Consider the following 17,673-nt stretch of genomic DNA (forward strand, 5'->3'; position numbering starts at 1 on the left):
ATCGAGTAGGGCGGGACACGTGACATCCTGTCTGAACATGGGGGGACCATCCTCCAAGGCTAAATACTCCTGACTGACCGATAGTGAACCAGTACCGTGAGGGAAAGGCGAAAAGAACCCCTGTGAGGGGAGTGAAATAGAACCTGAAACCGTGTACGTACAAGCAGTGGGAGCCCTTCGGGGTGACTGCGTACCTTTTGTATAATGGGTCAGCGACTTACATTTTGTAGCGAGGTTAACCGTATAGGGGAGCCGTAGGGAAACCGAGTCTTAACTGGGCGTCTAGTTGCAAGGTGTAGACCCGAAACCGGGTGATCTAGCCATGGGCAGGTTGAAGGTTGAGTAACATCAACTGGAGGACCGAACCCACTAACGTTGCAAAGTTAGGGGATGACCTGTGGCTGGGGGTGAAAGGCCAATCAAACTCGGAGATAGCTGGTTCTCCCCGAAAGCTATTTAGGTAGCGCCTCGGACGAATACTACTGGGGGTAGAGCACTGTTTGGGCTAGGGGGTCATCCCGACTTACCAACCCCATGCAAACTCCGAATACCAGTAAGTAATATCCGGGAGACACACGGCGGGTGCTAACGTCCGTCGTGAAGAGGGAAACAACCCAGACCGCCGGCTAAGGTCCCAAAGTTCTGGTTAAGTGGGAAACGATGTGGGAAGGCTCAGACAGCTAGGATGTTGGCTTAGAAGCAGCCATCATTTAAAGAAAGCGTAATAGCTCACTAGTCGAGTCGGCCTGCGCGGAAGATGTAACGGGGCTCAAACCAGGCACCGAAGCCGCGGATTCACGCTAAGCGTGAGTGGTAGGGGAGCGTTCTGTAAGTCTGCGAAGGTGTATCGAGAGGTATGCTGGAGATATCAGAAGTGCGAATGCTGACGTAAGTAACGATAAAGGGGGTGAAAAGCCTCCTCGCCGGAAGACCAAGGGTTCCTGTCCAACGTTAATCGGGGCAGGGTGAGTCGACCCCTAAGGTGAGGCCGAAAGGCGTAATCGATGGGAAGCAGGTTAATATTCCTGCACGACTTGTAATTGCGATGGGGGGACGGAGAAGGCTAGGTGGGCCAGGCGACGGTTGTCCTGGTGAAAGTGCGTAGGTGGTGTTTCTAGGCAAATCCGGAGACACAACACTGAGACACGAGACGAACGCACTACGGTGCGGAAGCCATTGATGCCCTGCTTCCAGGAAAAGCCTCTAAGCTTCAGATTACAAGTCATCGTACCCCAAACCGACACAGGTGGTCGGGTAGAGAATACCAAGGCGCTTGAGAGAACTCGGGTGAAGGAACTAGGCAAAATAGAACCGTAACTTCGGGAGAAGGTTCGCTCTTGATGGTGAAGTCCCTTGCGGATGGAGCTGTCGGGAGTCGCAGTGACCAGATGGCTGGGACTGTTTATCAAAAACACAGCACTCTGCAAACACGAAAGTGGACGTATAGGGTGTGACACCTGCCCGGTGCCGGAAGGTTAATTGATGGGGTTAGCGCAAGCGAAGCTCTTGATCGAAGCCCCGGTAAACGGCGGCCGTAACTATAACGGTCCTAAGGTAGCGAAATTCCTTGTCGGGTAAGTTCCGACCTGCACGAATGGTGTAACCATGGCCATGCTGTCTCCACCCGAGACTCAGTGAAATCGAATTCGCCGTGAAGATGCGGTGTACCCGCGGCTAGACGGAAAGACCCCGTGAACCTTTACTACAGCTTGGCACTGAACATTGAACCTACATGTGTAGGATAGGTGGGAGGCTTTGAAGCGATGACGCCAGTTGTCGTGGAGCCGTCCTTGAAATACCACCCTTGTATGTTTGATGTTCTAACGCAGGGCCCTGAATCGGGCTCGCGGACAGTGCCTGGTGGGTAGTTTGACTGGGGCGGTCTCCTCCCAAAGAGTAACGGAGGAGCACGAAGGTTGGCTAATCCTGGTCGGACATCAGGAGGTTAGTGCAATGGCATAAGCCAGCTTAACTGCGAGACGGACAGGTCGAGCAGGTACGAAAGTAGGTCATAGTGATCCGGTGGTTCTGAATGGAAGGGCCATCGCTCAACGGATAAAAGGTACTCCGGGGATAACAGGCTGATACCGCCCAAGAGTTCATATCGACGGCGGTGTTTGGCACCTCGATGTCGGCTCATCACATCCTGGGGCTGAAGTCGGTCCCAAGGGTATGGCTGTTCGCCATTTAAAGTGGTACGCGAGCTGGGTTCAGAACGTCGTGAGACAGTTCGGTCCCTATCTGCCGTGGGCGTTGGATGATTGAAGGGAGTTGCTCCTAGTACGAGAGGACCGGAGTGAACGAACCTCTGGTGTTCGGGTTGTCACGCCAGTGGCACTGCCCGGTAGCTAAGTTCGGAATCGATAACCGCTGAAAGCATCTAAGCGGGAAGCGAGCCCTGAGATGAGTCATCCCTGACCCCTTGAGGGTCCTAAAGGGCCGTTGGAGACCACAACGTTGATAGGTGGGGTGTGTAAGCGCGGTGACGTGTTGAGCTAACCCATACTAATTACCCGTGAGGCTTAACCATACAACACCCAAGAAGTGTTCTGGGCCTTGTAGCAAGTGCATGAACTACTCAAATTCAGTGATAGCGACAGAGCACAGTAGCTAAGTCGTTATTCACGTCAGCTTTCTAGATTAAGAATTTGCCTGGCGGCCATAGCGCCGTGGAACCACCTGATCCCATGCCGAACTCAGAAGTGAAACGCGGTAGCGCCGATGGTAGTGTGGCATTCGCCATGCGAGAGTAGGACACTGCCAGGCACCCATTTCAAGATTGCGCGATGAGCGTGGTCTTTACCGGTTAGTGTGCTGATATGGCTCAGTCGGTAGAGCGCATCCTTGGTAAGGATGAGGTCCCCAGTTCGATTCTGGGTATCAGCACCATTTTCAAAGCAGTAACAGCTTTTGCCTGACGGCAATAGCGCCGTGGAACCACCTGATCCCATGCCGAACTCAGAAGTGAAACGCGGTAGCGCCGATGGTAGTGTGGCATTCGCCATGCGAGAGTAGGACACTGTCAGGCACCCATTCAGAAGAGGCCTCCCATCCGGGAGGCCTTTTTGCTTTGGAATTTCGCCACCGTCACTGTTTCTTTTAGTAAAAATGCTGGGCTGTCAGCGACTTGCCCGTTACTCTGGGGGCATGGGCCGGGTGTCATCGCCAGAGGAGTATGAATGGCCACGTTGAAGGAAATTGCACAGGAGGCGGGGGTCTCTCAGGCGACGGTGTCGCGGGTGCTCAATGAGGATCCGACGCTGAGCGTCAAGGAAGAGACCAAGCAGAAGATCTTCGAGATCGCCGAACGGCTGGAGTACAAGACCAGCAGTGCCCGCAAGGGGCTGCACAAGCACAGGCTGCATTTCCTGGCGGTCTACGCCTATCCCCAGAGCACCGAGGTCAACGACCCCTATTATCTCGCCATCCGCTATGGCATAGAGACCCAGTGCGCCCGCCTGAACATCGAGTTGACACACTTCTACAACGGGGCCGAGGGGCGGGATCTGACGAGTGTCGACGGCATCCTGGTTATCGGTCATCTGCCTGGTGAGCGCCTGGCTGCGCTCTACTCTCTCTCCGCCCAGCTGGTGTTCATCGATTGCCGCTCCGAGGGGGAGTATGACTCGGTGGATGTGGATCTCGCGCTCATCAGCCAGCAGGTGGTGGACTTCTTCATCGCCCGTGGCCACAACCGCATCGGTTACATTGGCGGCCAGGACGAGCTGCCGGATCTGCGGGAGCTCGCCTTCCTCGATTATGGCCAGCGGCTGGGGGTCGTGCAGCAGGGAGATCTCTATCGCGGGGACTTCTCCAGCGCCTCCGGCTATCGACTGGCGAAGGAGATGCTGGCCGGTGACTGGCCGGCCGCGCTCTTCGTTGCCTCCGACTCCATCGCCATCGGCGTGCTGAGGGCCATTCACGAGAAAGGGCTGGCGATCCCCCAGCAGCTCGAGCTCATCAGCGTGAACGACATCCCGACCGCCAAGTTCACCTTCCCGCCGCTCTCCACCGTGCGCATCCACTCCGAGTTGATGGGTTCCCAGGGGGTCAATCTCCTGGTTGAGCGGCTGCGGGACGAGCGAGACGTGCCCCTGCGAGTACTGGTGCCCAGCCGACTGACATTGCGTGGTACGACACGCTAGATTTAGTAAAAGAATATTTTTTTTAACCATGCCCTCTCACAGGGCATGGTTGCTTCCTTCTCCCGCTGTGTATCTCCCTTCCTCCATGATTGAAAATAACATACTGTTATTAAAAGATTTTGTTATCTGTAGCTTCTGATTTTCAACATTTATGCCATTCAGTCAGCACATGCCCTCTTTTATCTTGTAGTTCTGATCACGCTCACAGTTTAGGCGATGAGCTGTGATCCGGTTAAAACTTTACCAATGCAGAGCTGATATTTAGTAAATATTTATCTATGGTTTACCCAGTCTAGGATGTCTTGTTCCGGGAGGACATGTGAATAACTGGGAAAACGTTCAACTCGTCGGTGAAAACCGGCTGGCACCCCGTGCCTATTTCTTCTCTTATGCGGATGCCCATGCTGCCTCGTCCATGCAGCGGGAGCTGAGCCGTCGCTTCCTCTCCCTCAGCGGGCAGTGGCAGTTCCACTACTTCGAGCATCCCCTGGCGGTGCCTGAGGCCTTCTATCACAGCCCCATGAGTGACTGGGGTCAGATAGCCGTGCCGAACATGTGGCAGATGGAAGGTCACGGCAAGCTGCAATACACGGACGAAGGTTTCCCCTTCCCCATCGACGTGCCATTCGTGCCGAGCAACAATCCGACCGGTGCCTATCAGCGCAACTTCACGCTGAGCCCGGTATGGGACGGGGAGCAGGTGATCATCAAGTTCGACGGGGTGGAGACCTACTTCGAGGTCTATGTGAACGGCCACTATGTGGGCTTCAGCAAGGGCAGCCGCCTCACCGCCGAGTTCGACATCAGCGCCTATGCCCAGATCGGCGAGAACCTGCTGTCGGTGCGGGTGATGCAGTGGGCGGATTCCACCTATATCGAAGATCAGGACATGTGGTGGATGGCGGGGATCTTCCGAGACGTCTATCTGGTGGGCAAGGCGCCCGTCCATGTGCAGGACTTCTTCATTCAGACCACCCTGGCCGACGACAACCAGAGCGCCACCCTGAGTTGCGATATCCAGCTGGAGAACCTGGGGCAGCTTGCCCGGGCTCATCGGCTGAGTTGGTCCCTGCTGGATCAGGGTAGTGAGGTAGCCAGCGGCTCTCTCGATAATCTTGCCATCGACGGCGAGCTGACCTGTGGCTTCAGCCTGGACATGGCGTCCCCTCATCTGTGGAATGCCGAAGACCCCTATCTCTATCAGCTGCAACTCTCTCTCTATGACGACAGTGGCGAGTTGCTGGAGGTGATCCCGCAGCGGGTCGGGGTGCGCGAAATCAAGGTCAAAGACGGTCTCTTCTACGTCAATGGCCAGTATCTCAAGCTGCACGGGGTGAACCGTCACGACAACGACCACTTGAAGGGCCGCGCCGTCGGCATGGATCGGGTGGAGCGGGATATCGTGCTGATGAAGCAGCACAATCTCAACTCGGTGCGTACCGCCCACTATCCGAATGACCCGCGCTTCTACGAGCTGTGCGACCAGTACGGCCTGTTCGTGATGGCGGAGACGGACGTGGAGACCCACGGCTTTGCCAACGTCGGCGATCTCAGCCGCATCACGGACGATCCCAGCTGGGAGCCGGTGTTCGTCGATCGCATCGAGCGCCACGTCCACGCCCAGAAGAACCACCCCTCCATCATCATCTGGTCGCTGGGCAACGAGTCCGGCTACGGTTGCAACATCAGGGCCATGTACCGGCGCTGCAAGCAGATCGATCCGACCCGGCTGGTACACTACGAAGAGGATCGCAACGCCGAGGTGGTGGACGTGGTGAGCACCATGTATTCCCGGGTCTCCCAGATGAACTGCTTCGGCGAGTTCCCCATGGACAAGCCGCGCATCCTCTGCGAATACGCCCACGCCATGGGCAATGGCCCCGGCGGCCTGCACGAATACCAGCAGGTGTTCGACCGTCATCCCCATATCCAGGGTCACTACATCTGGGAGTGGTGCGATCACGGCATCCTGGCGCACGACGAGCAGGGCCGCCCGGTCTACAAGTACGGTGGCGACTACGGCGACTACCCCAACAACTACAACTTCTGCATGGATGGCCTCATCTACCCGGATCAGACTCCGGGGCCGGGCCTGCGTGAATACAAGCAGGTGATCTGTCCGGTCAAGATCCGTGCCCTCGACGCGGCCAGCGGTAAGCTGGACGTGGAGAACCGTTATTGGTTCTCGACCCTGGATGACATCCGTCTGCTGGCCGAGGTGAAGGCGGAAGGGGAGCTGCTTGCCAGCCAGCAGATCCGGCTGGCGGGCATTGTCCCCGGCGCCATCAGCCCGCTGCAGCTCGAACTGCCTGCACTCGATGAGCGGGAAGCCTTCGTCCAGATCCGGGTCATCAAGGCCAGCGCCACCCCCTATAGCCCGGCGGCTCACGAGCTCGGCCAGTATCAGTTCCAGCTCAAGGCATCGACCCGTCAGTTGCGCCCCTTCGCCAGCCCCAACGCCACTGCGCTGCAGATTGCCGACGAGCGGCTCGCGTTGACCCTGACCGGCAACGGCTTCGCCCTGCGCTTCTCGCGTCTGGACGGCAAGCTGGTGAGCTGGCAGCAGGATGGCAAGGAGCTGATCGAACGTTCACCGCGCCTCAACTTCTTCAAGCCGATGATCGACAACCACAAGCAGGAGTACGAGAGCCTCTGGCACCCGAACCACCTGCAGATCATGCAGGAGCACTTCCGCACTCTGAGCTGGCGTCAGCTGGGGGAGGCGGTCGAGGTCACGGTGGAGAGCCTGATTGCGCCGCCGGTGTTCGATTTCGGCATGCGCTGCTGCTACGTCTACACCCTGAGCCCGAACGGCCAGTTACACGTCCAGCTGTGCGGCCAGCCCTATGGCGGCTATGACGACATCATCCCCAAGGTCGGTTTCGAGCTGGGTATCCGCCAGGATCTGGATCGGGTGCACTACTTCGGCATGGGTCCGGGGGAGAACTATCAGGACAGCCGCCAGAGCAACTGGATCGACCGCTTCCAGAGCACGGTCACCGAGATGTGGGAGCACTACCCCTTCCCGCAGGACAACGGCAACCGTCAGCAGGTGCGCTGGGCGACCCTGACCAACCGTCACGGCGAAGGGCTCTACGTGCGCCCGGATGCCCCCATCAACCTGAGCGTCTGGCCCCATAGCTGGGAGCAGATCCACGCTGCTCAGCACATCAACGAGCTGGAGCCCTGCGGTTACCTCACCCTGAATTTGGATCACCAGGTGCTGGGACTGGGTTCCAACTCCTGGGGCTCCGAGGTGCTGGACTCCTGGCGGGTGCGTTTCGAACCGTTCCGCTTCGGCCTGACCCTGCTGCCCATCGCCCGTGGCAACCTCAATCCGGCGGCATTGGCCGGGCTCGACCTCACCATCAACGGCGGGAGGAACCTCGCATGATCACCCTGGATAACCTGACCCTGTTCAAGAACATCTACCGGGAGGGCAAGAAGTGGGGGCGCTGCGTGGAGGCCATCGACAATTTGCCGAACCTCAAGCCCGGCATCTGCCACTCCATCGGTGACTCCCTCACCTACCGCTTGCAGGAGGGGGCCAGCCCGGCCACCTCATTGTTCGAGGGGCAGCGCCGCTACTTCGACATCCACTACTACCTGGAAGGGGAAGAGACGGTGGAGTGGGCCGAGAAACGGGAGCTGCAAACCGAGCAGGCCTACGACGACACCACGGACCGCGAGTGGCTGGCCGGCGAGGTGCGAGGGCGCCAGCAGGTCGGCAATGGTCAGCTGGTGATCTTCGAGAACCACGAGGCCTACCGTTTCGTCGGGGATGGCGAGGTGCGCAAGCTCATCATCAAGGTCACGGTGGAAGGCGGCTACTTCAAAAACAAATAATCCGCCGCCGCTTTCGTACTGACAACAGCCGCAAGGGTGGGGCTCACCCTACAGCCAATGCCCCGCCCTTGCGCCGACAATAAATACAGGTCTGGAGATGGAAATGTCTGATACCAAACGCAACACGATAGGCAAGTTTGGATTGCTGTCGCTCACCTTTGCCGCCGTATTCAGCTTCAACAACGTCATCAACAACAATATCGAGATTGGCCTGGCCTCGGCCCCCATGTTCTTCCTGGCCACTATTTTTTACTTCATCCCGTTCTGCCTCATCATCGCGGAATTTGTGTCTCTGAATAAGAACTCCGAGGCGGGGGTCTACGCCTGGGTCAAGAGTTCCCTCGGCGGGCGCTGGGCCTTCATCTCCGCCTACACCTACTGGTTCGTGAACCTGTTCTTCTTCACCTCCTTGTTGCCGCGGGTCATCGCCTACGCCTCCTATGCCTTCCTCGGCTACGAATACATACTCACCCCGCTGGCCACCACGGCCTTGAGCATGGTGCTGTTCGCCTTCGCGACCTATGTCTCCACCAACGGCGCCAAGATGCTGGGCCCCATCACCTCGGTGACCTCGTCCCTGATGCTGCTGCTGACCCTCTCCTACATACTGCTGGCGGGCGCGGCCCTGGTGGGTGGCGTGCAGCCGGCGGATCCCATCACGGTGGAGGCCATGATCCCCGATTTCAGCTGGGCCTTCCTCGGGATCACCACCTGGATCTTTATGGCGGCCGGCGGCGCGGAATCCGTCGCCGTCTACGTCAATGACGTCAAGGGCGGATCCAAGTCTTTCGTCAAGGTGATCATCGTCGCCGGCCTCTTCATCGGCGTGCTCTACTCCGTCGCCTCCCTGCTGATCAACGTGTTTGCCCCCAGCGACACCCTGAAATTCACCGGCGGCTCGGTGCAGGTGTTCGAAGGGCTGGCGGCCCATTTCGGCCTGCCGGAGATCCTGATGAACCGCTTCGTGGGGCTGGTCTCCTTCACCGCCATGTTCGGCTCCCTGCTGATGTGGACCGCCACCCCGGTGAAGATCTTCTTCTCCGAGATCCCGGCGGGCATCTTCGGCAAGAAGACGGTGGAGCTGAACGAGCACGGCGTGCCCGCCCGGGCGGCCTGGATCCAGTACCTGATCGTGCTGCCCCTGATGGTGATCCCGACGCTCGGCTCCAACACCGCCCAGGATCTGATGAACACCGTGATCAACATGACGGCGGCCGCCTCCATGCTGCCCCCGCTGTTCATCATGCTGGCCTACCTGAACCTGCGCCTGAAGCTCGACCACCTGCCACGGGAGTTCAGGATGGGTTCGCGCACCACCGGCATCGCCGTGGTCTCGGTACTGATCGCCATCTTCTCGGTGGGCTTCCTGGCCTCCACCTTCCCGACCGGTGCCGACATCATGACCATCGTCTTCTACAACGTGAGCGGGATCGTCATCTTCCTCGGCTTCGCCTGGTGGAAATACAACCGATACGAAGCCTCCCTCAGTACCGAGGCCCGCGCCATAGAGGCGCAGCCTGCCGCCCAGGTTCCCGTCCAGGCGTCATGAGTCCCTTTTTACCCCGAATAAAACCGGGTGGCTGCGGCCACCCGTGACCGGTTGCACAACAGAGAGCGAGGAGAATGGAATGCGCGAGGTGATCGAGTTTGCCGAATTCAAACGGGTCGAGATGAAGGTGGGCAAGGTGCTGGAGGTGGTGCGCCACCCTGGCGCCGACAAGCTCTACATCGTCCAGATCGACGTGGGAGGCGAGCGGCCGCTGCAGACGGTCACCAGTCTGGTGCCTCACTACAGCGAGGCGGAACTGTTGGGCAGTCAGGTGGTGGTGCTCACCAACCTCAAACCCACCAGGATGCGCGGCGAGCGCTCCGAGTGCATGTTGCTGTGCGCCGAGACGCCGGACGAGAGTCAGAGCGTGCTGCTGCAACCCCGGGTGCCCATGGCGCCGGGCACGCCCATCGTCTGAAAGGTATTGTGAGCCGGTGCGGCGCGGCTGCACCGGTTCACCAACGAGGCCGCCCAGGCGGCCCGATCATAACAAGAGAGCAGAGTGCGGGGCCGACAGACCCTTGCCGAACACATCACAGAGTCACAGCGTTACCCGCAGGGAGCGCGAGTCCACTGGAGGACAATATGTCGGATTCAATACGCGGCACCATAGGCAAGTTTGCCCTGCTGTCGATGACCTTTGCCGCCGTGTTCAACGTGCGCAATATCGTCAACAACAACATCGAGCTGGGGCTGAGCTCGGCCCCCATCTTCCTGCTGGCGACCCTCGTTTACTTCATCCCCTTCGTGTTCATCATTTCCGAGTTCGTCTCCGCCAACAGGCAGTCGGAATCGGGCATGTATGACTGGCTTAAAAAGCCCCTCGGCACCCGCATGGCCTACCTCGGCTCCTTCCTCTACTGGTTCGTGAACCTGTTCTGGTTCGTCTCCCTGCTGCCGAACGTCATCGCCTACGCCTCCTACGCCATGCTGGGGTACGAATACAGCTTCTCCCCCATGGTGACCTCCCTCATCTCCATCGTGCTGTTCGCGGCAGCGACCCACATCTCCACCAAGGGGGCAAGCTGGCTCGGCAAGATCGCGGAGCTGGTGGCCTACGGAGTGTTCGCCCTGTTCGCTATCTATGTGCTGGGGGCCCTGATGGCCCTCGGCGGCGACCATGTGCCGGCCCAGCCCATCACCTTGGAAGCCATGACGCCGACCATCAACTGGGCGACGCTCGGCATCATGTGCTGGATCTTCCAGGCGGCGGGGGGCGCCGAGACGGCGGCGGCTTACCTCAATGACGTCAAGGGCGGTCAGAAGTCCTTCATCCGGGTGATCATCACCGCCGGTATCGTCATCGGCGCCATGTATGCGCTCGGTTCCCTGCTGGTGAACGTGTTCGTGCCCCGCGAGAGCCTCACCTACGCCGGCGGCATGGTGGAGATCTTCACCGGCATGGCCCAGTACTTCCAGGTGTCCGAGGCGCTGGTGGGCCGCTTCGTCGGCGTGGTGCTGTTCATTGCCATGTTCGGCTCCATGATGATGTGGACGGCAGCGCCGGTGAAGATCCACTTCTCCGAGATCCCCAAGGGGGTCTATGGCGAGAAGACCACAGAGCTCAACGAGCACGGGGTGCCGGTGCGCGCCGCCTGGTGGCAGTTCGTCTTCGTGTTCGTGATGCTGGTGGTGAACGGTTTTGGCTCGGAGTCGGTGCAGCAGATGATGAACACCGCCATCAACCTCACCGCCGGTACCGCCATGCTGCCGCCGATCTTCATCATGGTGGCCTACTTCGTGTTCCGCTGGAAACACGACGACACCCCGCGGGACTTTCGCATGGGCTCGCGCTCCTTCGGCATGGCCGTGGTGTCGGTGCTGATCCTCATCTTCGTGGTCAGCATGAGCGCCTCCGCCTTCCCGGCCGGGGTGGATCTGGTGCGCGCCTTCTTCATCAACGTCTTCATGACGGCGGTGTTCTCGGCCATCGCCTACTGGTGGATCTCCCGCTTCGAGAAGCGCCAGGCCGCCAAACTGGCCGCGGGCGGCAAGCAGCCGGGCAAGGGGAGCACGCTGGCCAAACAGAGCTGACGACATCGCGGCACGTTGTAAAACGGGTGGCCCGGGCCACCCGTTTTTTATGCTTTTTCACCCCGCTGGACGTGCTGGTTGTTCAATTTCACATGCTGATGATGTGAAAGCGTTTAATTTTATTAAACACGTGGGCGCATCGCTCAACTTTGCACCATCGGATTCTCGGGGTAAGCTGGAGCCTCGTTGCAACGGGAGCTGTCAAACAGCTCCTGTTGTCTTTCCTGTCGTCCCGTGTCCGAACCCTCGGCCAGGCGGGATGCGCCTTCGATGGAGACTCTCCGTGCGTCTGGATCCTTTTACCTGTGTCTTGTTGCTGGTGGTGGCCCTGGCTTCCCTCTTCCCCTGTGAGGGAGAGGTCGCCGTCTGGTTCGGCTGGCTCACCAAGCTGGCGGTGGCCCTGCTGTTCTTCATGCACGGCGCCAAGCTGTCGCGCCAGAATCTGCTGGCGGGGCTCGGCCACTGGCGGCTGCACCTGGTGGTGATGCTCAGCACCTTCGTGCTGTTCCCGCTGCTCGGGCTCTTGCTCACCCCCTTCGTGCCCCAGTGGCTGAGCCCGGCCATCTACCTCGGCTTCCTTTATCTCTGCGCCCTGCCCGCCACCGTGCAGTCGGCCATCGCCTTCACCTCGCTGGCCGGCGGCAATGTGTCGGCGGCGGTGTGCAGCGCCTCGGCCTCCAGTATTCTCGGCATCTTCCTCTCCCCGGTGCTGGTGGGCATGATGATCCAGGTACAGGGGGAGGGCATCGATACCTGGCACTCCATCCAGTCCATCCTGGTGCAGTTGATGCTGCCCTTCGTGGTGGGGCATCTCTCCCGGCCGCTGATCGGCCGCTGGGTCGACGCCCATCGCCCCCTCATCGGCAAGCTGGATCAGAGCTCCATCCTGCTGGTGGTCTATGTGGCCTTCAGCGAGGCGGTGGTGCAGGGGATCTGGCACCAGGTGGGTTGGTATGACCTGGCCAGCATAGTGGTGCTGAGCTGCGTGCTGCTGGCGCTGGTGCTGGGCTGGAACGTCTGGATCAGCCGCCGACTCGGCTTCGACAAGGCGGACGAGATCACCATCGTCTTCTGCGGCTCCAAGAAGAGCCTCGCCAACGGCGTACCCATGGCGAACGTCATGTTCCCCGCCGCCAGCGTCGGGGTCATGGTGCTGCCGCTGATGATCTTCCACCAGATCCAGCTGATGGTGTGCGCCGTGCTGGCACGCCGCTACCGTGAGCGAAACGCCGGACTTGCCACCCAGGAGGGGTGAGGGCCCGCACGGCCCTGCGCGAGGAGCGTGACTCGCGGATAAAAGAGAGGGAGGCCTGAGCCTCCCTCTCTGCTTTGTGGCATTCGCCTCAGCGTTTGCGCCAGACCGTGAGCTGGGCCAGGGTGTGCTGGTACTTGCGGGCGGTCTCGCGGATGACGAAGGGGACGTCCCGCGCTGGCATATGCTCCTCGAACTCCGCCGCCAGCAGCCGCTGCAGTGCCTGATAGGTGGAGAGCGCCTCGCCGTTTTCGCGGATGCCGCCGAGCCAGTTCGCCTTGGGGGTGTAGTCCGTCAGCCAGGTGTAGGGGCTGGTGAGCACCAGCAGGCCGCCGCTGCGCAGGCGCGGGGCGATGTCGCGGAGGAAGCGGGCGGGTTCGCGCAGCCGGTCGATGAGGTTGGAGGCGAGCACCAGATCGTAGTCCGCGTACTTGGGCTTGAGGTTGCAGGCATCCCCCTGGCTGAAGTGGATACGCGCCGCCTGCGCGGGGCCGAGATCCTGGCTCGACAGCCTGGCCTCGCAATACTCCACCAGATCTCCCTCCACCGGCATGGCGTAGCGGAAGCTGTCCTGAGCCGCCAGGGCCAGGGCTACGTCGATGAAGCGGGCCGAGTAGTCCACGGCGTCTACGTGCTGGAAGTGGCGGGCCAGCTCGAAACTGGCGCGGCCGGTGGCGCAGCCGATATCCAGCGCCCGCTGGTGATGGCCGCACAGCTCGCCAGCAAGATCCGCGAGCGTCTTGGCGTAGTTCGGAACTCCGAAGTGGGTCGGACCGTACTGGAAGTCGAGATACTGGGCGACGAGCGTGTCGGTTTCATAAGGATTCACGGTAACGGGTTCCTGATAACGGGAGACCAGATAGCGGAAGCCCGCATGCTGGAAGAAGTGGCGACGGAAGGCATAGCGGGAGGATTTGAGCGCCTCGTTGCCGGTGCTTGCCCAGCTGCCCCCCTTGATGAGGCTGTGCTTGCCGTCGAAGGTGGGGGTGGAGAAATCATCGTAGAGGGGATGCACCTTGAAGCCCTCGAAGCCGTCGATGGCGGTGCTGGTCCACTGCCAGACGTTGCCCACCAGATCGAAGAAACCGGCCTGGGGGCAGGCGTTGACCGGGCAGGGGGAGGCGAAGCGGGCCAGGTTGATGTTGCCGGGGGCCTCCATCCAGTCCGGTTGATCCCCTGCCAGCTGTTCCCGCAGCAGCAGCCATTCGGCCTCGCTCGGCAACTGGATGGAGAGCCCGGTCTGCGCCGACTTCCAGCGGCAGAAGGCGGCGGCCTCCAGCTGATTCACCTCGGCGGGCCAGTCCCAGGGCATGTCGACCTGCTCCGTCATCAGCCGCAGTTGCGACTGATCGGGATCCTCTGGGTTGCCGACCCAGAAACTCGGCATCCGCGCCCCGGCAAACTGGCGCCAGCCCCACCCCTCGTCGTCCCACCAGGCTTGCTGCCGGTAGCCGCCGGCCTGCACGAAGGCCAGGTACTCGGCGTTGCTCACCAGCATGCGGCTCGCCTGGAAGGGGGCCAGCTCGATGTGGCGCTCGCCGTATTCGTTGTCCCAGCCGTAGGTGGCGTCCTGCTTGCCAAGACGCACCCGGCCACCCGCCACCGGCAGCAGATCGTTGGCGGGCACGGCATCTGGCTGGTAGCAGCGCACCTCGCAGGCGGGCCAGTGACGCTGGGGTCGCACCCACGCCAGAGGCAGCTGGCGGATCAGCACGCTGGAGGTCTCGAGGTGGATGCGCTCGTGCTCTATCCCCATCAGGATGACCCAGGCCGGGCTCTGCCAGTCGATGGGCAGGGTGATCGGCATGCGCTCGATGAAGTCCACCACCAGGGTGCGCACCCGGCTGCGGTAGTCGCGCAGCTCGGCGATAGCGGGCCAGTCGTAGTGGGTCTCGTCCAGATCGTCCCAGCTCATCTCGTCCACGCCGATGGCGACCATGGCCTCGATGCGGGGATCGAGGCGCGCCTCGATGAGGCGGGCCGCCAGCAGCTTGTTGACGAAGAAGGCGGCGGTGTGGCCGTAGTAGAAGATGAGGGGATGGCGCAGGGAGATCGCCTTGTTGAACCAGGCGCGCTCGTCCGCCAGGCAGTCGAACAGGGCGTCGTAGAGATCGAAGGTCTGGCAGAAGTAGGCGAGCAGCTCGCGGCGCTTCTGCTCGGGATCCTCGCCGTCCAGCAGCGGAGTGCGGGTCGGGGCGGGCAGTCCGCCGAGTGCGGCGAAGGGATGATGGGCTTGGGTCACGCTCTGACTCCTTGTGGGCAGTGAAGACGGACGGGTGCAGCAGATGCACGAAGTATCACTATTGGCTCAACAGACCGGCGCGACAACAAAAAACTGTCAACGCTCGTCGTGATGGCGGTCGCCCGCCGGGCAGAAGCATTCCCATTTGGGCATGGTCAGTTTCACCACTATATAGTCAGAATGTCGCCTTACAACCTGATGACAGAGGCAATAAAAGCAGTAAAACCGATAAAAATCATGCGATTGAGTTTATGGCATGCGGATTGCCATCTTGATTCCCGGATGAGTACAAACAGGCCGAGCGGGCCATCAACAAGGAGAGAGACATGAAATGGATGCTGGGAGTGATGCTGGCCCTTGGGCTCGGTGGCTGCAGCAAGCTGGATGAGACCCTGGTGCAGGGTGATGGTCCCGTCATCGAGCAGCACCGCCCGCTGGGCGAGCCGGTGACCCGGGTGCTGGCCGGGGTGCCCGCCAACATTCACCTGGTGATGGGGGAAGCGAGAAGCATAGTGATCCGGGGACAGGAGAATCTGCTGCCTTATCTGGCGTTGACCGAGCGAGACGACAAGCTGGAGCTGAAGGTCAAGGATGGCTATCGGTTTGAGCAGTTCGACCCCATCGACATCACCATCACCCTGCCCAAGGTGGAAGAGCTGGCGCTGGCGGGTCTGGCGCGCGGCGATCTGAGCGGTTTTTCGGGGGATGCGCTGGTGCTGTCGGTGGCGGGGCTGGGGGACATCGTTGCCAGCCAGCTGACCCTGAACCGGCTGGAGGGCAACATCGCCGGGGCGGGCAGCCTGGATCTGGGAACCGGCTCGGCCAGGGAAGTGGAGCTGAACCTTGCCGGTGCCGGCGGCGTGTCGGGGGCTGAGTTCAAGGGAGAGGCGGTCGAGGTCAATATCGCGGGCAGCGGCGACGTGACTGTGAATGCCAGCGAGCGGCTGAAGGTGGGGATTGCCGGCTCCGGTTCGGTGAGCTATCTCGGCAACCCCAGGCTGGAGAGCGAGATCGCCGGATCCGGGGCCATCTCCCGGGTCGGAAGCTGAGTATCCGGTTCGCTCCTGATCAACAAACAGGCCCTGCTGGGCCTGTTTTGTTTTCTGTTGTCGCGAGGTTTTGTCTCAGGCGAGGGGCAGGGCGAGACGCAGATCCGCGTTCAGCCGCATCAGCAGCCATTGCATGCCGGCCAGGTGCTGGTGGTCGTGGCTCACCAGCAGGCGCACGAGACCGTCCAGCGTAACCTCCCCATAGTTGCCATAGCGGGCTCGCCGCGCCCAGACGGAGGTCGGCTGTTCCCTGAGCCAGGCGATCGTCTCGCTGCGGGCGGCGCGAAAACGGGCCAGTTGAGTGGCGGGATCCTGCTGGCGATAGTCGTTGTCCAGCGCCAGCTGGTAGCCATCGAGGGAGGCGAGCTCCGGCAGGCTCTCCGACAGCGTGCGCTGAAAGCGGACCTGATACCCCAGCACCTCTATGTCCAGCAGGTGGCAGAGGTGACCCTGGGCGCTGAAGCGCTCGGAGGGGATGCCGGCCCAGTTGGCGGGCTCCCAGTTCAGATAGTCGGCAGGCACCTGGGCCAGCAGTTGTTCGAACCGATCCGGCATGGCCTGCAGGCTGGTCAAGAGATGCATCCTTGTCTCCCGTTCCTTGGGTGAGGCGGGTCGCCACCGGTTGCGGCGATCCCGCGATAGGTGCCGCTCCGACCAAGATGGGGCCGGAGCGGTCATGGGTTAGTCGCCGAGATGACGCGCGTGGAAGCGCAGGTGCGCCTCGATGAAGCTCGCCACGAAGTAGTAGCTGTGATCGTAACCGGGGTGGCGATTGAGCTCCAGCGGCCAGGACTTGGCCGCGGCGACCTCGGCCAGGGTATCGATGCCGAGCTGCTCGGCGAGGAAGGGATCGTCCAGCCCCACGTCCACCAGGGTCGGCAGGGGCGGGCTGTCGTGATGGCGCAACAGCTGGCAGGCATCCCACTCCTGCCACAGCAGGGGGTTATTGCCGAGGTAGGCCCCCAGCGCCTTCTGACCCCAGGGGCAGCGGCTCGGGTGGCTGATGGGGCTGAAGGCGGAGACGGAGTGGTAGCGCCCGGGTTCGCGCAGGGCGGCGATCAGCGCCCCGTGGCCCCCCATGGAGTGACCGCTGATGGCGCGCCGGGTCGAAACCGGGAAATGGGTCTCGATGAGCTCGGGCAGCTCCCGGGTGACGTAGTCATACATCTGGTAGTGATCCCGCCAGGGGCTCTGGGTCGCGTTGACGTAGAACCCCGCCCCCATGCCGAGATCGTAACCGGGGTCATCCGCCACCCCTTCCCCGCGCGGGCTGGTGTCGGGCGCCACCAGGGCGATGCCGAGTTCGGCGGCGATGCGCTGGGCCCCGGCTTTTTGCATGAAGTTTTCATCGGTGCAGGTGAGGCCGGATAGCCAGTAGAGCACGGGCACTTTCTGGCCGGTGAGGGCCTGGGGGGGCAGGTAGATGGCGAAGCGCATCTCGCACCCGAGCGCGGTGGAAGCGTGGCGATACTGCTTGTGCCAACCACCGAAGCTCTTGTTGCTGCTGATGATGTCCAGATTCATCGACAAACTCCCGGGCCCCGCCTGCGGGCGGG

The 17,673-nt window shown here is 61.1% G+C and carries 11 protein-coding genes, 1 tRNA gene and 3 rRNA genes (1 of these 15 cut by a window edge); 12 read left to right on the top strand and 3 right to left on the bottom strand.

The window, feature by feature from the left end; translation table 11 throughout:
• The 11 genes from ABNP46_RS00715 to ABNP46_RS00765 form a co-directional block, all read left to right on the top strand.
• A 23S ribosomal RNA gene (locus ABNP46_RS00715) occupies window positions 1-2,530 on the top strand (it extends 359 nt beyond the left edge of the window).
• 121 nt (window positions 2,531-2,651) lie between these two features.
• Window positions 2,652-2,766: ribosomal RNA gene (gene rrf, locus ABNP46_RS00720) — 5S ribosomal RNA — on the top strand.
• Between the two features lie 47 nt (window positions 2,767-2,813).
• A tRNA-Thr gene (locus ABNP46_RS00725) sits at window positions 2,814-2,889 on the top strand.
• Window positions 2,890-2,913: 24 nt separating this feature from the next.
• A 5S ribosomal RNA gene (rrf, locus tag ABNP46_RS00730) occupies window positions 2,914-3,028 on the top strand.
• A gap of 151 nt (window positions 3,029-3,179) precedes the next feature.
• Window positions 3,180-4,145: a transcriptional regulator EbgR gene (gene ebgR, locus ABNP46_RS00735; protein ID WP_349920563.1), complete on the top strand. Its 966-nt coding sequence runs from the start codon at window positions 3,180-3,182 to the stop codon at window positions 4,143-4,145.
• A gap of 319 nt (window positions 4,146-4,464) precedes the next feature.
• Window positions 4,465-7,539 carry a beta-galactosidase subunit alpha gene (gene ebgA / locus ABNP46_RS00740; protein WP_349920564.1) on the top strand — a complete coding sequence of 1,025 codons (3,075 nt, stop codon included), beginning with the start codon at window positions 4,465-4,467 and terminating at the stop codon, window positions 7,537-7,539.
• On the top strand, window positions 7,536-7,991 hold the full coding sequence (locus tag ABNP46_RS00745) for a beta-galactosidase subunit beta (RefSeq protein ID WP_349920565.1): 456 nt from the start codon (window positions 7,536-7,538) through the stop codon (window positions 7,989-7,991). Before ebgA ends, ABNP46_RS00745 begins: the two co-directional genes overlap by 4 nt.
• Before the next feature lie 103 nt (window positions 7,992-8,094).
• Window positions 8,095-9,540, top strand: coding sequence for an amino acid permease (locus tag ABNP46_RS00750; protein WP_349920566.1), 1,446 nt, complete (start codon window positions 8,095-8,097; stop codon window positions 9,538-9,540).
• 79 nt (window positions 9,541-9,619) lie between these two features.
• Window positions 9,620-9,958, top strand: a complete 339-nt coding sequence (locus ABNP46_RS00755) for a tRNA-binding protein (protein WP_349920567.1) — start codon at window positions 9,620-9,622, stop codon at window positions 9,956-9,958.
• A gap of 167 nt (window positions 9,959-10,125) precedes the next feature.
• A complete protein-coding gene (locus tag ABNP46_RS00760; protein WP_349920568.1) occupies window positions 10,126-11,574 on the top strand; it encodes an amino acid permease in 1,449 nt (482 codons plus the stop codon).
• A 283-nt stretch (window positions 11,575-11,857) separates the two neighbouring features.
• The gene (locus tag ABNP46_RS00765; RefSeq protein ID WP_349920569.1) at window positions 11,858-12,829 is read left to right on the top strand and encodes a bile acid:sodium symporter family protein; all 972 of its coding nucleotides are present in this window, start codon (window positions 11,858-11,860) and stop codon (window positions 12,827-12,829) included.
• Window positions 12,830-12,917: 88 nt separating this feature from the next.
• Here the strand turns inward: ABNP46_RS00765 and ovoA are convergent, their stop codons facing one another.
• Complete coding sequence (gene ovoA / locus ABNP46_RS00770; protein ID WP_349920570.1) at window positions 12,918-15,068, bottom strand: 5-histidylcysteine sulfoxide synthase; 2,151 nt, start codon at window positions 15,066-15,068, stop codon at window positions 12,918-12,920.
• A 326-nt stretch (window positions 15,069-15,394) separates the two neighbouring features.
• Between ovoA and ABNP46_RS00775 the strand changes: the two genes are divergently transcribed.
• Entirely contained in the window at window positions 15,395-16,117 is a 723-nt protein-coding gene (locus ABNP46_RS00775; protein ID WP_349920571.1) for a head GIN domain-containing protein, read from the top strand.
• 75 nt (window positions 16,118-16,192) lie between these two features.
• Here the strand turns inward: ABNP46_RS00775 and ABNP46_RS00780 are convergent, their stop codons facing one another.
• On the bottom strand, window positions 16,193-16,699 hold the full coding sequence (locus tag ABNP46_RS00780; RefSeq protein WP_349920572.1) for a DinB family protein: 507 nt from the start codon (window positions 16,697-16,699) through the stop codon (window positions 16,193-16,195).
• Between the two features lie 99 nt (window positions 16,700-16,798).
• Complete coding sequence (fghA, locus tag ABNP46_RS00785) at window positions 16,799-17,641, bottom strand: S-formylglutathione hydrolase (protein WP_349920573.1); 843 nt, start codon at window positions 17,639-17,641, stop codon at window positions 16,799-16,801.
• Window positions 17,642-17,673: the final 32 nt, after the last annotated feature.

The sequence above is a fragment of the Aeromonas veronii genome, from assembly GCF_040215105.1.
In the GTDB taxonomy this organism is placed as follows: Bacteria; Pseudomonadota; Gammaproteobacteria; order Enterobacterales; family Aeromonadaceae; genus Aeromonas; species Aeromonas veronii_G.

Excerpts from the sequence above, each read along its gene's own strand:
- ebgR (WP_349920563.1), top strand. The coding sequence starts at position 3,180 with ATGGCCACGTTGAAGGAAATTGCACAGGAGGCGGGGGTCTCTCAGGCG.
- ABNP46_RS00745 (WP_349920565.1), top strand. The coding sequence starts at position 7,536 with ATGATCACCCTGGATAACCTGACCCTGTTCAAGAACATCTACCGGGAG.
- ABNP46_RS00750 (WP_349920566.1), top strand. The coding sequence starts at position 8,095 with ATGTCTGATACCAAACGCAACACGATAGGCAAGTTTGGATTGCTGTCG.
- ABNP46_RS00755 (WP_349920567.1), top strand. The coding sequence starts at position 9,620 with ATGCGCGAGGTGATCGAGTTTGCCGAATTCAAACGGGTCGAGATGAAG.
- ABNP46_RS00760 (WP_349920568.1), top strand. The coding sequence starts at position 10,126 with ATGTCGGATTCAATACGCGGCACCATAGGCAAGTTTGCCCTGCTGTCG.
- ABNP46_RS00775 (WP_349920571.1), top strand. The coding sequence starts at position 15,395 with ATGAAATGGATGCTGGGAGTGATGCTGGCCCTTGGGCTCGGTGGCTGC.
- ABNP46_RS00780 (WP_349920572.1), bottom strand. The coding sequence starts at position 16,699 with ATGCATCTCTTGACCAGCCTGCAGGCCATGCCGGATCGGTTCGAACAA.
- fghA (WP_349920573.1), bottom strand. The coding sequence starts at position 17,641 with ATGAATCTGGACATCATCAGCAGCAACAAGAGCTTCGGTGGTTGGCAC.